Source organism: Mesorhizobium sp. B2-8-5, from assembly GCF_006440675.2.
Taxonomy (GTDB): Bacteria; Pseudomonadota; Alphaproteobacteria; order Rhizobiales; family Rhizobiaceae; genus Mesorhizobium.
This window is the reverse complement of sequence record NZ_CP083951.1, coordinates 708,374-722,218: the sequence shown is the minus strand read 5'-3', so window position 1 is coordinate 722,218 and position 13,845 is coordinate 708,374. Positions and strand designations below refer to the sequence as shown.

Sequence of the window (13,845 nt, the reverse complement as noted above, 5' to 3'; positions counted from 1 at the left end):
GTTGAGGAAGCCAGGCGGGGGTTCCGGCTCCTCAATGACCTCCACCGCCACCGCCGCCCTGCTGGGCCGGCTTGTTGATGAACAGCACGAAGAATCCGAGCGAGGCGAACAGCACCGTCAGCATCATGAACACGTCCATGAAGGACAAAAGCGCGGCCTGCTGCTGCACCATGCCGGACAGTTTCGAGATCGCGGCACTTGTGGCGTCGAGGCCGGCGGTCTGCTCGAAAGTCTGCGTCATGTTCTGCAGCTTGGCCTGCGCCGCCTGACTGCCCCACTGCACATGCTCGGAGAGCCGCGCATAGTGGAAGGCGTTGCGGTCGATCAGCACCGTGTTGATCACCGCGAGGCCGACGGCGCCGCCGAGGTTGCGGGTCAGGTTGAACAGGCCCGACGCATTCTTCAACCGTTCCGGCGGCAGCGTGCCGAGCGCGATGTTGTTGATCGGCACCATGCACAGCATCATCGAGCAGCCGCGCAGGATCTGCGGGATCAACAGCTCATAGAAATCCCAGTCGGCGGTGAGGTTCGTCATCCACCAGGTGCCGGTGGCGAAGCCGAGGAAGCCGATCATCATCATCAGCCTGAGATCGATCTTGTTCGACAGGATGCCGGCAACGGGCGCGGTGAAGAACATCGCCAGGCCGCTGACGAACAGCGCCTCGCCGATCATCATCGAATCGTAACCGCGGATACGGCCGAGGAACACCGGATAGAGATAGGTGAGCCCGTAAAGGCCGATACCGACGACGAAGGAGAACAGCGAGCCGAAGGCGAAGTTGACGTTGCTGAAGGCCCTGAGGTCGACAATCGGCTCCTCGGCGGTGAAGACGCGCCAGAAGAAGATGATGCCGCCGATGGTCATGATGATGGCGCAGGCAAACACCGCCGGCTCCTGCAGCCAATCATGGTTCGGGCCTTCCTCCAGCACATATTCCATGCAGCCGAGGAAGGCGGCCATGCCGGCGAGGCCCCACCAGTCGAACTTGGAGAACAGTTTCAGGTTGGGCTTGTCGAAATCGATCAGCGCCCAGGCCGCCGTCGCCACCAGGATGCCGGGCACGACATTGATCAGGAACAGCCAGTGCCAGGACATGGCATGGCTGATATAGCCGCCCACCGTCGGGCCGATCGTCGGCGCCAGCGTCGCCACCAGGCCGATCATCGGCGAGACGACGGCGCGCCTGGAGGGCGGGAAGATGGTGAAGGCGGCCGCGAACACGCTGGGGATCATGCCGCCGCCGATAAAACCCTGGATGGCGCGGTAGACGATCATCTGGTCGATATTGGTGGCGGTGGCGGCCAGCGCGCTGGCCGCGGTGAAACCGGCCGCCGCGGTGGTGAACAGCACCCGCGTCGACAGCATGCGGCTGAGGAAGCCCGACAGCGGGATCATCACCACCTCGGCGATCAGGTAGGCGGTCTGCACCCACGGGATCTCGTCGGAGCTGGCGCTCAGGCCCGCCTGGATTTCCGACAGCGAGGCCGAGACGATCTGGATGTCGAGGATTGCCATGAACATGCCGAACACCATCGCCAGGAAGGCGACGACGCGGCGCACAGGCATATGGTCCGCGGGCAGGGCCGGCGCGGCAGCGACCGGGCGTCCCGGTGCCGATCCTGCGGTGATGGTTGCGGTTGCCATGTCATGGCCTCCCTAGGCAATTCTCGAGGACAAGCGCGTGGCGGTCCCGAATTGCGTCGAAACGGATAAAGCAGGCTGGGCGGCTCGGCGCTCGAATGGCCGCCGAACCGCCCCCCAATTAGTTGGTCGTCGAGGCCGGCGCGGTGCGGCTGTCGACCGCGACGACGACGCTCAGGCCGGCGCGCAGCTTGCCGGTTTTCAAGACGTCGGCCGGGACGTCGATGCGGACGGGCACGCGCTGCACCACCTTGGTGAAGTTGCCGGTGGCGTTTTCCGGCGGCAGCAGCGAGAACACCGCGCCCGAAGCCGGGGCCAGTGAGGACACGGTGCCCTCGAAGGTCTGGCCGTCGATCGCGTCGACGGTGATGCGGACCTTCTCGCCGGGCACCATGCGGCCGAGCTGCGTCTCCTTGAAGTTGCCGACGATGTAGAGCTTGTCCATCGGCACGACGACGGCGAGCTTCTGGCCGGGGCTGACGAGGTCGCCCTGCTCGACCGAGCGGTTGCCGACGACGCCGTCATAAGGCGCCTTCAGCACGGTGAAGGACAGGTCGCGCTGCGCCTTGTCGCGGGTGAGCTGCAGCGAGGCGAGCGTCGAGGCCGATTCCGCGCGCTGCGCTTCCAGAACGCCGACATTGGCCTGCGCCGCGGCGATCTGCGCGTCGGCGCCGACAAGCGCCGCCTTGGCCTGGTCGAGCGCGGTCTGGGCGTCGTCGAGCTGGGCCTGCGTGCCGACATGGGTCTTGAGCAGCTGCGCGGCGCGCACCTGGGCGCGCGCCGCATTGTCGGCGGCGGCCTGGTCCGCGACCTTCTGCGCCTCGGCCTGCGACAGCGAGGCCTGGGCCGCCTTGGTCTGGGCGTCGATGCGGTCGAGCGTCTTGCTCAATGTGGCGATCTGCGCCTCGGCCTGGGCGACCGCGATCTTGTAGTCGCCATTGTCGATGACGAACAGCGGATCGCCGGCCTTGACCTGCTGGTTCTCGCTCACCAGCACCTTGTCGATGTAACCGGATATTTTCGGCGACACGAACGACATATCGGCCTGGACATAGGCGTCGTCGGTGGCGATCATGAACCGGCCGTCGGTCCAATAGTTGTATCCGTACCAGGATCCGGCGCCGAGGAGGGCAAGGCCGATGATAGGCAGAAGGAAAGAGCGCACCGAACGCTTCTTCTTGGCCGGCGCGTCGGCCGCGGGAGGCGCAATCGGGGTGACGGGCTGGACAGGCGCTTCCGGGGCTTCGGTCGAGGGCTGGACCTTGGCGTTGGGAAACGTGCGGACTTCGGCGGTGGCGGGCGCGTTCGAGGACATGGGATCTCTCTGGAATGTCAGTCAGACTGAACCGTTCGGTTCGAATTCCCCGTTGACATAGCGCGGAAAGAGGACCATATCAAGAGGAAATCGAACCGAGCGGTTCGAAATATTTTCTAGGGAATGACTTCCATGGTCGAAACGACAGCCGATAGCGATCTGCTCGACTTGCGCAAGGGCCGTCCGGCGGCCGGGCAGGATCCTGTAAAACGGGCCCAGATCATCGAGGGCGCCCGCCGCGTCTTCATAGACAAGGGATTCGAGGCCGCCTCGATGAACGACATCACGCGCGAGGCAGGCGTCTCCAAAGGCACGATCTACGTCTATTTCGAGAACAAGGAAGAGCTGTTCGAGGCTCTCATCGAGGAAGAGCGCGGCACCATCTTCAAGAATATGTATGAGGTGCTCGACCACTTCGACGACCTGCGCAAGACGCTGGTGAAGTTTGGCACCGTGCTTTCCGTCAAGATCACCTCGGCCAAGGTCATCCAGGCCCAGCGCACGGTGGTCGGCGCGTCCGACAGGATCCCGGAGCTCGGCGCGCGCTTCTACGAGCGCGGCCCGAAGCGCGGCCACGACAAGGTCATGGCTTTCCTTATTGAAGCCGTCGAACGCGGCCTGCTCAAGATCGACGATGTCGACCTTGCCGCCTATCAGTTCACCGAGCTCTGTCTCGCCGGCCTGTTCCGCCAGTGCATCTTCTCCTACCGCACCAAGGCGCCGAGCCAGGCGGAGATCGAACACATCGTGACCTCCGGTGTCGACGTCTTCCTCAAGGCCTACGCCACGGAAAAATTCTTCGCCGAGGAAAAGGCGTTGCAATCGGCCTGACTGCCCCGGGGCAGGTGGATCCCAAAGCGTGCGAAGCAAGGCTGAAGGGCCTCGCCGCGTCTTTGAGGGCGCGGGCAATGACGGCTGAAAGCGACGTCATCGAGATCGTCCGCCGACCCTCTCAAAATTTCGATCGGCATCGTCCGGCAGGCACTTTCGGAAGGACCTGTTAACCATCGCTTCCTATGTCTCGGGAGACGTTCAATCGGCGAGTCTCGAGAATGACATCCACGCGCTTTTCCCGTGCCAATCTTTCCGGCGCTTCCGCTTATAACGGCGAAGACGATCACGGCACGGACGGGCGCGGTGGCGGGGCCTCGCAGCCGCAGCCGCAATCGGGGCAGGTGGTCGCGTTGCGCGTTGCGCCGGCAGGCGAATCGGACGCGGCTCGCGCCGCATCCTCCGAATCGGCCGATGGCGGGGAGTTCAGCCGCCCGGCATGGCAGGACTATTTCTTCCTTGCGCCCAATGTACGGTTCACCCGCACGCCGGACACCGATCTCTCCAGGCGCGCCGCCCCGCAGGTGGAAGATGCCGCGCATGGCAAGGTATCCGAGCCCGTCCGGCCCGCGCCGCCGGCACCTGCCGCTCCGGCCCGCAAAAGCCCTACCGTCACAGCCGCTCCCGCCGCAGCGCCGATGCAAACCAGACCGGTCCGCGCGCCTTCCGCGATTGCCCCTGCCGCAATCCCTCCGGCTGCGGCGCTCTCCCAGGCGGCCGCCGCTCCGACGTCAAAACCGCGCCCAAGCGGACTGCGCTGGTCCTATCTTTCCGATCATGCCTTTTTCGAATTCGGCATGCCCTTCCTCGCCGAGCGCCTGGCACGGGCGCGTTTGAACGAAGCCGGTCAGGCGCCGGCCGTTCCGGCGCAACCGCCGGTCAAGCCGATGCCGGCGCATCGTCCGGCGGCCCAGTCGAGCCAAGCCCATGCCCCCTTCATGAGCGAGGCGACGTCGTTTTACCGGGTCATAGAATGGCGCTCCAACGTGTCGAATGCTGGCTCTGCCTCGATGTCCACGCCGGCCTTCGCGGCCGTCCAGCCGACGCCTGTCGAGCCCGTGCCGGTTTCCGCCCCGTCGAGTGCAAGGACGGCCAGGCGGACGCCTTCGCTACCCATGGCCGGCGAGGTTGTGCCGCTATCCGCGATGGCCGGTTACGAGCTTCCCTCCGAGGACCTTCTGCAGATGCCGCCGGAAGGTCAGGGCTTCTACATGTCGCAGGAGCGCATGGAGCAGAACGCCGACCTGCTCGAAAGCGTGCTGGAGGATTTCGGCGTCAAGGGCGAGATCATCCATGTCCGCCCCGGCCCGGTCGTCGCGCTCTACGAGTTCGAGCCGGCACCGGGCGTGAAATCCAGCCGCGTCATCGGCCTGGCCGACGATATTGCCCGCTCCATGTCGGCCGTCTCGGCCCGTGTCGCCGTGGTGCCGGGCCGCAATGTCATCGGCGTCGAGCTGCCCAACGAAACGCGCGAGACGGTCTATTTCCGCGAGCTGGTCGGATCGGCCGGTTTCCGCAACACCTCATGCAAGCTGGCGCTCGGACTCGGCAAGACGATCGGCGGCGAACCGGTCATCGCCGAACTCGCCAAGATGCCGCATCTGCTGGTGGCCGGCACCACCGGCTCCGGCAAGTCGGTCGCCATCAACACCATGATCCTGTCGCTGCTCTACAGGCTGACGCCGCAGGAATGCCGCCTCATCATGGTCGACCCCAAGATGCTCGAACTCTCGGTCTATGACGGCATCCCGCATCTGCTTACGCCGGTCGTCACCGATCCCAAGAAGGCGGTTACAGCGCTCAAATGGGCGGTGCGCGAGATGGAGGACCGCTACCGCAAGATGGCGCGCCTCGGCGTGCGCAACATCGACGGCTACAACCAGCGCGCCGCAAGCGCCCGCGACAAGGGCGAGGTCGTGACCATGCAGGTGCAGGCAGGCTTCGAGAAAGGCACCGGCGCGCCGCTGTTCGAGGAGCGCGCGATCGACCTCGCGCCCATGCCCTACATCGTCATCATCGTCGACGAGATGGCCGACCTGATGATGGTCGCCGGCAAGGAGATCGAAGGCGCCATCCAGCGGCTGGCGCAAATGGCGCGCGCCGCCGGCATCCATCTGATCATGGCCACGCAGCGCCCGTCCGTCGACGTCATCACCGGCACCATCAAGGCCAATTTCCCGACCCGCATCTCCTTCCAGGTGACGTCGAAGATCGACAGCCGCACGATCCTCGGCGAGCAGGGCGCCGAGCAGCTCCTCGGCCAGGGCGACATGCTGCACATGGCCGGCGGCGGGCGCATTTCGCGCGTGCACGGTCCCTTCGTGTCCGACCTGGAGGTCGAGCAGGTCGTGGCGCATCTGAAAGCGCAGGGACGTCCCGAATATCTCGACACCGTCACCGCCGACGAGGAGGAAGCCGAGGAAGCAGCCGACGCCGGTCCGGTCTTCGACAAAAGCGCGATCGCCGAGGAGGATGGCGACGCGCTCTATGAGGAAGCGGTCAAGGTGGTCAAGCGCGACAAGAAATGCTCGACCTCCTACATCCAGCGCCGCCTCGGCGTCGGCTACAACCGCGCCGCCTCGCTGGTCGAGCGCATGGAGAAGGAAGGGCTGGTCGGCGCCCCCAACCATGTCGGCAAGCGCGAGATACTCACCGGCCGGCGCGACCGCGAGCCTGAACGCGACGAGATGGATTGAGGTCCAACGAAATCAGCCGCCGTTCGCCACCAGGGCGATGGCGGCGCGCAGCTCGTCCAGCCCGGCGGCTTTTTCCGATGAGGTGGCCAGCACCACCGGGAACGCCGCCGGCCGCTTCTTGATCTTGGCCAGCGTCTCCTCGATCAGCCTCGGCACGCCGGCGGCCTTGATCTTGTCGGTCTTGGTCAGCACCACCTGGTAGGACACGGCCGCCTTGTCGAGCAGGGTCAGCACGTCCTCGTCCTTGGCCTTGATGCCGTGGCGTGCGTCGATCAGCACATAGACGCGCTTCAGCGTCACGCGGCCCTGCAGATACTCGTAGATGAGTTTCGTCCACTCATCGACCTTGTCCTTAGGCGCGCTGGCATAGCCGTAGCCCGGCATGTCGACCAGCGCCATCGGCGGCAGGTCGGCGCCTTCGCCGGAAAAGCCGTCGGGCACGAAATAGTTAAGCTCCTGCGTGCGCCCCGGCGTGTTCGACGTCCGCGCCAGGCCCTTGTGCCCGACCAGCGCGTTGATCAGCGACGATTTGCCGACATTGGAGCGGCCGGCGAAGGCGATCTCCGGTGGGCCTTCCGGCGGCAGGAACTTCATCGACGGCACGCCGCGGATGAAGACCCAGCCGCGGGTGAACAGCTCCGGGCTGATCGCCGTTTCGTTCGGGGTCTTATCGGGCGCGTTCAAACCGCTGCCTCCAGCTTGGAAATATCGGCGCCGCGGATGGCATCGAGGTTGCGGCTGATCTTGTCGACCGGCCAGTCCCACCATGCAGCCGTCAAAAGCCGCCGCACCGTGAATTCATCGAAGCGCATCTTCACCACCTTGGCCGCATTGCCGGCGACGATCGCATAAGGCGGCACGTCGTGCGTGACAACCGATTTCGCGGCGACGATGGCGCCGTGGCCGATCTTGACGCCCGGCATGACCACCGCATCCATGCCGATCCACACGTCATTGCCGATGACGGTGTCGCCGCGGATCTCGTTCGACCATGTCCGCGGGTCGAAACCCTCCTCCCAGCCATGGCCGAAGATGTTGAACGGATAGGTCGAGAAGCCAGACATGGCGTGGTTGGCTCCGTTCATGATGAAGCGCGCGCCCTCGGCGATGGCGCAGAACTTGCCGATCACCAGCCGGTCGCCGATGAAGTCGTAGTGATGCAGCACGCATTTCCCGGCGAATTTGTCGGGACCATCGGGGTCGTCGTAATAGGTGAAGTCGCCGATCTCGATATTCGGCGCGCTCACCAGCCCCTTCAGGAAGCCGACGCGCGGATGCATCGCAATCGGATGCTTGATGTTGGGGTTGGGTCCGGTCATCGCGGTCCCTCCATGGTCGCAGGCATGTTCCGGCGCGGTTCGCGCGCGATCAAACTAACGTGATCCGTTCCACAGCGCCAACCGTTCAATGGTTGCCGCGGCAGATCACGATCGGGTTGGAAAGGGCGCTGTCGAAACCGCTGCCCTGATAGACCTGGACGTTCGAGGCTCCGGGCGGCAGCGAGAAGCTGCCTTCGACGATTTTCTGCTCGCCGGTCGTCGTGTGCAGCGCCCAGCTGAAGGTGCAGAATTGCGGCGGCGCCTTGGGTTGCACGTGGCTGCAATTGAGCTGCGCGCCACCCAGCATCGCCGCTCCGCCGCAGCTCACCGCGTCCTTCGCGGCGGCCGGAAAAGCATATCCCGCCAGCAGCGCCAGCATGATGATCTTGAGCCGGTTCATCGTCTTGTCCTTGCCGCAAACCAGGCCGGCCCGGCCGGGTTTTGGCCTATGCGATATTTTTACCAAGCGCCTTAGTCGGTCTTGCGCTCCGCGTCCAGCAGGATTATGTGCATGATGATAATAAGCATGCTCACGAAAGTTTGTCCGCAGCCTCCGAAGTCCTCCCATGTCCACCTCGCCAAATATCAGCTTTGTGCTGCACGATGTCGCGCGCCTGCTCAGGAAGCGGTTCGAGCAGCGGTCGCGCGCCTTTGGCCTGACCCGCGCGCAGTGGCAGGTGCTGGCCTATCTTTCGCTGCGTGAGGGCATCCATCAGAACAAGCTGGCCGACCTCATCGAGATCATGCCGATCACGCTCGCAAGGCTGCTCGACAAGATGCAGGCGCGCGGCTTCATCGAGCGTCGGCCCAATCCGGCCGACCGCCGGGCGTGGCTTCTCTATCTGACCCCGAAGGCCCATCCGCTCATCGAAGTGATGCGCAGCAACGGCCAGAAGACGCGCGAGGAGGCCTTCACCGGCCTGTCCGCAGACGCGCAGCGGCAACTGCTGCAAACCCTTTGCCTGATCAAATCCAATCTGCTCGAGGCCTGCACCCAGCCGGCCCTCGACCGGGAGAAAGTCCATGTCTGAAGGAACCTCACCCAGAAAGCCCACCGACGAGGAAAATGTCGGCGAAAGAGCAAGCGACCAGGTCATCAGCCTGGACAGCCAGCGCGAACAGAGGCGCGCCAACCCGCCTGTCGTCGAAGACGATGAGCTGGAAGCGCCCGTGGCGCCGGAGCCGGTCGCCGAGGCTCCCTCGGCACAGCCGAAGCCGGCAGCAGTCACGGTGGCTCCGCCCGCTCCCGTAAAGCCGCGCCGCAGCCTGACGCGGCCGATCCTGTTTGCGCTGCTGCCCGTCGCGCTGGTGGCCGGCGGCTACTACTACGTCATCGGCGGCCAGATCATGACCACCGACAACGCCTATATCCAGGCGCAATCGCTCGGCGTCTCGACCGACGTCTCCGGCACCGTGCAGGAGATCGACGTGCACGACAACCAGGCGGTGAAGAAGGGCGATGTGCTGTTCCGGCTGCGGCCTGCCTCCTTCGAAACCGCGCTGGCGGGCGCCAAGGCGCAGCTCGGCACCGTGCGCAACCAGGTGCTGACGCTGCAGGCGAGCTACCAGCAGTCGCTCGCGTCGATCGACCAGGCGCAAGCGGACATTCCCTATTACGAGTCCGCCTTCCAGCGTCAGCAGGACCTGCTCAAGACCTCGACCGCCTCCAAGGCGACCTTCGACAGCGCCCAGCACGATCTCGTTGCGGCCCGCCAGAAGGTGACCGTCGCCAAGGCGCAGGCGCAGGCGATGCTTGCCCAGCTCGGCGGCGACGCCGGCCAGCCGGTCGAGCAGAACCCGTTCTATCTGCAGGCCCAGTCGGCGGTGGACGACGCGCAGCGCAACCTGAACGATTCCGTTGTCAAGGCGCCGTTCGACGGCATCGTCACCAATGTCGACGCGCTGCAGGTCGGCAAGTACCTGCCGGCCTCGCAGCCGGCCTTCAGCTTGGTGTCGTCGACCGACATCTGGATCGCGGCCGAGCCCAAGGAAACCGAGCTCACCTATGTACGCCCCGGCCAGACCGCGACGATCAGCATCGATGGCTATCCGGGCGATGTCTGGCACGGCACCGTCGGCTCGATCAGCCCTGCTTCCTCGTCCAGCTTCTCGCTGCTGCCGGCGCAGAACACCAGCGGCAACTGGGTCAAGGTCGTGCAGCGCATCCCGATGCGGGTGACGATCGACGATCCGGACGGCAAGCCGCCGCTGCGCGGCGGCATGAGCGCCGTCGTCAGCATCGACACCGGCCACGCCCGCGGCCTGCCTGACTTCATCACCAACCTCTTCAAGCAATCCGGACCAAAGTCATGACAACGGCTTCCGCGACAGGCGCGTCGGTGGTCGCCAATCGCGGCGCCATCACCGCTTGTGTGATCCTTGCGGTCATCATGCAGGCGCTGGACACCACCATCGCCAACGTCGCGCTGCCCTATATCCAGGGCAGCGTCTCGGCGAGCGCCGACCAGATCAACTGGGTGCTCACCTCGTATATCGTCGCCGCGGCCGTGATGACGCCGCCGTCCGGCTATCTCGCCAACCGCTTCGGCCGCAAGCGCATCCTTCTGGTGGCGATCACCGGCTTCGTGGTCGCCTCGGTGCTGTGCGGTTTCGCCCAGTCGCTGCCGCAGATCGTCGGCTTTCGCCTGCTGCAGGGCCTGTTCGGCGCGGCGCTCGTGCCGCTGTCGCAGTCGATCCTGCTCGACATCTACAGCGTTGAGGAGCGCGGCTCGGCCATGGCGCTGTTCGGCGTCTCGGTCATGGTCGGTCCGGTGCTTGGCCCGGTCATCGGCGGCTGGCTGACCGAGAACGTCTCCTGGCGCTGGGTCTTCTACATCAACGTGCCGATCGGCGCGCTGGCTTTTATCGGCGTCTCGATGTTCGTCCAGGAAACCAAGCTCGACTTGAAGGCCAGGCTCGACTGGCTGGGCTTCGGCATGCTCTCGATCGCCATCGCCTCGCTGCAGATGTTCCTCGACCGCGGCGAGCAGCTCAACTGGTTCTCCTCGGCCGAGATCATCGTCGAAGCCCTGGTTTGCGCCTCGGCCTTCTACATCTTCATCGTCCACACTTTCACCGCGCGCGACACCTTCGTGAACCCGCGGCTGTTCCTCGACCGCAACTTCGCCGTCGGCATGGTGTTCATCTTCATCATCGGCATCACCTATCTCGCCTCGCTGGCGCTGATGACGCCTTACCTGCAGACGCTGATGGGCTATCCGGTGGTGACGGCCGGCATCGTCATGGGGCCGCGCGGCCTCGGCACAATGGCCTGCATGTTCATCGTCGGCAGGCTGGTCGGCAAGGTCGACACACGCTGGCTGCTGTTCATCGGCCTCGCGATCACCGCCTGGGCGATGTACGACATGACCGGATGGACGCCGGACGTCTCGCAATGGACGATCATCAGCACCGGCTTCATCCAGGGCGCCGGCCTGGGCTTCCTGTTCGTGCCGCTCACCACCATCACCTTCGCCACGCTGGCGCCGGAGCGGCGCTCTGAGGGCACCGGCCTCTACAATCTGTCGCGCAACATCGGCTCCAGCGTCGGCATCTCGGTGGTCACGGCGTTGCTGACGCAGAACCAGCAGATCAACCACGCCAACATCGCCACCTATGTGACGCCGTACAACCCGGCCTTCAGCGATCCGGCGGTCTCGCAGGCGCTGAGCCCCTACACCGCCGCCGGCCGCGCCGCGCTCGACGGCCTGGTGACGCTGCAGGCGACGATTATCAGCTATGTTGACGACTTCAAGCTGATGATGATCCTGTCTTTGGCCGCCATCCCGCTGGTGCTTCTGCTGCGCAAGCCGGGCACGCCGGCCAAGGTCGACCACAGCGCGGTCATGGAGTGAGGCGTCCGCCCAGCTCGGCCATCCGGCCTCCGCGACGTCGTCATACTCGGGCTTGACCCGAGGATCCATTCCGTGACCTTTGCCGCAGAGTGTGACGGTGCAGAATTCTGTAACCGTTGCAACGCCTTAGCGTAACGGCATGGATTCCAGGGCCTGCGCGCGTCGCTCCGCTCCTTGCTCCGCCCTGGAATGACGACCGGGAAGAGGGACACGGCCAATCGCGAAGGTTGGCGCTGTCCCGTCGGCATCTCCAACAAAAAACCCCGACCAAGTGAACTGACCCCCGAAAGTTGGACACAACCTTCGGGGGTCAGTTCAAGGCCGGGGTTTTGATCTGTAACCCGTGGCGCCTTCTATTCCGCTGGCGATGGTTTCTTGCGGAACAGCGCCGCCAGATTGTCCCACAATTCGATCTTGGCGCCCTGGCGCTTCATGATCACGCCCTGCTGCAGGATCGACAGCGTGTTGTTCCAGGCCCAGTAGATGACGAGGCCGGCCGGGAACGAACCCATCATGAAGGTGAAGATCACCGGCATCCAGGTGAAGATCGCCGCCTGCGTCGGGTCCGGCGGCGCCGGGTTCATGCGCATCTGCAGGAACATGGTGATGCCCATGACCACCGCCCAGGCGCCCATATGCGGCAGGAAGGCGGGCGCCGCGAAGGGCAGCAGGCCGAACAGGTTGAAGATCGACGTCGGATCGGGCGCCGCAAGGTCGTGGATCCAGCCGAAGAACGGCGCGTGCCGCATCTCGATGGTGATGTAGAGCACCTTGTAGAGCGAGAAGAAGACCGGGATCTGCAGCGCCACCGGCCAGCAGCCGGCGAGCGGATTGATCTTCTCGGTCTTGTAGAGCTCCATCATCGCCTGCTGCTGCTTCATCTTGTCGTCCGCGTATTTCTCGCGGATCTCGACCATCTTCGGCTGCACCTTCTTCATGTTCGCCATCGAGGCGTAGGATTTGTTCGCCAGCGGGAAGAAGATGGCCTTGACGACGACGGTGGTGGCGAGGATCGCCAGGCCGAAATTGCCGAAGAATTTGTAGAGCGTGTCGATCAGCCAGAACATCGGCTTGGTGATGAAGTAGAACCAGCCCCAGTCGATCAACAAGTTGAACTGGCGAATATGACGGTCAGCCTCATAAGCATTGATCTTGGCGACTTCCTTGGCGCCGGCGAAAATCTCCGTCTCGACAGTTGCGGACTGGCCGGCACCGACATTGATCGCATCGGTGAGGAAGTCGGATTGATAGCGGTGGCGCCCGTCCTCGAAGTAGCCATAGCGCGGCTGGAAGGGCTGCTTTTCGGTGGGCACCAGGGTGACGGCCCAGTATTTGTCGGTGATGCCGAGCCAGCCGTCTGTCGACTTGCCCGGCTTGACTTCCTTGTCCTTTTCGATGGCCGCGTATTTGTATTCCGTCAGCCCTTCGGTGCCGGTGACGCCGATCAGGCCTTCATGCAGCACATAGGTGCTGGCCACGGCCGGCTTGTCGTAGCGCGTGACGCGGCCGTAGTTGAACAGGCTGACGGCTGCGCTTCCCGAATTCTGCACCGTGTCGGAAACGGTGAACATGTAGTTGTCGTCGACCGAGATGGTGCGCTTGAAGGTCAGGCCCTTGTCGTTGGTGTAGGTGAGCGTCACCGGCGTCGACGGGGTCAGCGTCGGATTGCCTTCGACGCTCCACACCGTGTCCGAGCTAGGCACCGCGCCTGTCTTGTCGGTGCCGACGAAACCGATCTCGGCGAAATAGCCGGTGGGCAGCGCCTGCGGGTTGAGAAGCTGGATCTCGGGCGAGTTTTTGTCGACCGTCTCGGTGTAGTGCTTGAGCTTCAGGTCGTCGAGGCGCGCGCCTGTCAGGTTGATCGAACCCTCGAGGCTGGGCGTGTCGATCTTGACGCGCTTGGTCGCGGCAACAGCCTGGTCGCGGCTGGCCGCCGTCACCGTATCGCCGCCGGGCGCGTTGGGGATCGCGCCAGCGGTGGGAGCCGGCGTTCCGGCCGCGCCGGAGTTGGCGCCGCCGCCCGCTTCCTTCTTCTGCGCCTCGACGCGCTGTTGCTCGACGCGGGTCTGCTCGCGCTGCTGCTCCATGCGAGGGTTCATGTAGAACACCTGCCAGAGGGTCAGGATCAGCACCGACAGCGCGATGGTGATGAAGAAATTGCGGTTGTTTTCCATCGAAAGCCTTTGGC

Annotated in this window: 11 protein-coding genes; 5 read left to right on the top strand and 6 right to left on the bottom strand. The window is 64.6% G+C overall.

Features of this window, described 5'->3' with window-relative positions; genetic code table 11:
* Positions 1-31 precede the first annotated feature (31 nt).
* Both FJ430_RS03365 and FJ430_RS03360 read right to left on the bottom strand, forming a co-directional pair.
* A complete protein-coding gene (locus FJ430_RS03365) occupies positions 32-1,645 on the bottom strand; it encodes a DHA2 family efflux MFS transporter permease subunit (RefSeq protein WP_140708587.1) in 1,614 nt (537 codons plus the stop codon).
* Between the two features lie 118 nt (positions 1,646-1,763).
* Positions 1,764-2,957: an HlyD family secretion protein gene (locus FJ430_RS03360; RefSeq protein ID WP_140708585.1), complete on the bottom strand. Its 1,194-nt coding sequence runs from the start codon at positions 2,955-2,957 to the stop codon at positions 1,764-1,766.
* Positions 2,958-3,089: 132 nt separating this feature from the next.
* On the opposite strand from FJ430_RS03360, the gene FJ430_RS03355 reads away from it, so the two are divergent.
* On the top strand, positions 3,090-3,788 hold the full coding sequence (locus FJ430_RS03355; protein WP_140641901.1) for a TetR/AcrR family transcriptional regulator: 699 nt from the start codon (positions 3,090-3,092) through the stop codon (positions 3,786-3,788).
* Positions 3,789-4,009: 221 nt separating this feature from the next.
* A complete protein-coding gene (locus FJ430_RS03350) occupies positions 4,010-6,484 on the top strand; it encodes a DNA translocase FtsK (protein WP_140708583.1) in 2,475 nt (824 codons plus the stop codon).
* A 12-nt stretch (positions 6,485-6,496) separates the two neighbouring features.
* Here the strand turns inward: FJ430_RS03350 and yihA are convergent, their stop codons facing one another.
* The 3 genes from yihA to FJ430_RS03335 all read right to left on the bottom strand — a co-directional run bounded on the left by yihA (position 6,497) and on the right by FJ430_RS03335 (position 8,203).
* A complete protein-coding gene (yihA, locus tag FJ430_RS03345; RefSeq protein ID WP_413467858.1) occupies positions 6,497-7,078 on the bottom strand; it encodes a ribosome biogenesis GTP-binding protein YihA/YsxC in 582 nt (193 codons plus the stop codon).
* A gap of 86 nt (positions 7,079-7,164) precedes the next feature.
* Entirely contained in the window at positions 7,165-7,803 is a 639-nt protein-coding gene (locus FJ430_RS03340) for a CatB-related O-acetyltransferase (RefSeq protein WP_140708578.1), read from the bottom strand.
* Between the two features lie 85 nt (positions 7,804-7,888).
* Positions 7,889-8,203 carry a hypothetical protein gene (locus FJ430_RS03335; protein WP_140708575.1) on the bottom strand — a complete coding sequence of 105 codons (315 nt, stop codon included), beginning with the start codon at positions 8,201-8,203 and terminating at the stop codon, positions 7,889-7,891.
* 166 nt (positions 8,204-8,369) lie between these two features.
* Here FJ430_RS03335 and FJ430_RS03330 point away from each other — a divergent pair, with 166 nt between their 5' ends.
* From FJ430_RS03330 to FJ430_RS03320, 3 genes are read left to right on the top strand one after another with little or no spacing between them, the layout of a single operon-like run.
* Positions 8,370-8,834, top strand: coding sequence for a MarR family winged helix-turn-helix transcriptional regulator (locus FJ430_RS03330; protein ID WP_140708573.1), 465 nt, complete (start codon positions 8,370-8,372; stop codon positions 8,832-8,834).
* The gene (locus tag FJ430_RS03325; RefSeq protein ID WP_140708571.1) at positions 8,827-10,116 is read left to right on the top strand and encodes an HlyD family secretion protein; all 1,290 of its coding nucleotides are present in this window, start codon (positions 8,827-8,829) and stop codon (positions 10,114-10,116) included. Before FJ430_RS03330 ends, FJ430_RS03325 begins: the two co-directional genes overlap by 8 nt.
* The gene (locus FJ430_RS03320; RefSeq protein ID WP_140641887.1) at positions 10,113-11,657 is read left to right on the top strand and encodes a DHA2 family efflux MFS transporter permease subunit; all 1,545 of its coding nucleotides are present in this window, start codon (positions 10,113-10,115) and stop codon (positions 11,655-11,657) included. Before FJ430_RS03325 ends, FJ430_RS03320 begins: the two co-directional genes overlap by 4 nt.
* Before the next feature lie 353 nt (positions 11,658-12,010).
* Here the strand turns inward: FJ430_RS03320 and yidC are convergent, their stop codons facing one another.
* Positions 12,011-13,831, bottom strand: a complete 1,821-nt coding sequence (gene yidC, locus FJ430_RS03315; protein WP_140641885.1) for a membrane protein insertase YidC — start codon at positions 13,829-13,831, stop codon at positions 12,011-12,013.
* Positions 13,832-13,845: the final 14 nt, after the last annotated feature.

Bases quoted from the DNA above. Each gene is read 5' to 3' on its own strand.
- FJ430_RS03350 (WP_140708583.1), top strand. From the start codon at position 4,010: ATGACATCCACGCGCTTTTCCCGTGCCAATCTTTCCGGCGCTTCCGCT.
- FJ430_RS03360 (WP_140708585.1), bottom strand. From the start codon at position 2,957: ATGTCCTCGAACGCGCCCGCCACCGCCGAAGTCCGCACGTTTCCCAAC.
- FJ430_RS03330 (WP_140708573.1), top strand. From the start codon at position 8,370: ATGTCCACCTCGCCAAATATCAGCTTTGTGCTGCACGATGTCGCGCGC.
- FJ430_RS03325 (WP_140708571.1), top strand. From the start codon at position 8,827: ATGTCTGAAGGAACCTCACCCAGAAAGCCCACCGACGAGGAAAATGTC.
- FJ430_RS03340 (WP_140708578.1), bottom strand. From the start codon at position 7,803: ATGACCGGACCCAACCCCAACATCAAGCATCCGATTGCGATGCATCCG.
- FJ430_RS03335 (WP_140708575.1), bottom strand. From the start codon at position 8,203: ATGAACCGGCTCAAGATCATCATGCTGGCGCTGCTGGCGGGATATGCT.
- FJ430_RS03320 (WP_140641887.1), top strand. From the start codon at position 10,113: ATGACAACGGCTTCCGCGACAGGCGCGTCGGTGGTCGCCAATCGCGGC.
- FJ430_RS03355 (WP_140641901.1), top strand. From the start codon at position 3,090: ATGGTCGAAACGACAGCCGATAGCGATCTGCTCGACTTGCGCAAGGGC.
- FJ430_RS03365 (WP_140708587.1), bottom strand. From the start codon at position 1,645: ATGGCAACCGCAACCATCACCGCAGGATCGGCACCGGGACGCCCGGTC.
- yihA (WP_413467858.1), bottom strand. From the start codon at position 7,078: ATGAAGTTCCTGCCGCCGGAAGGCCCACCGGAGATCGCCTTCGCCGGC.
- yidC (WP_140641885.1), bottom strand. From the start codon at position 13,831: ATGGAAAACAACCGCAATTTCTTCATCACCATCGCGCTGTCGGTGCTG.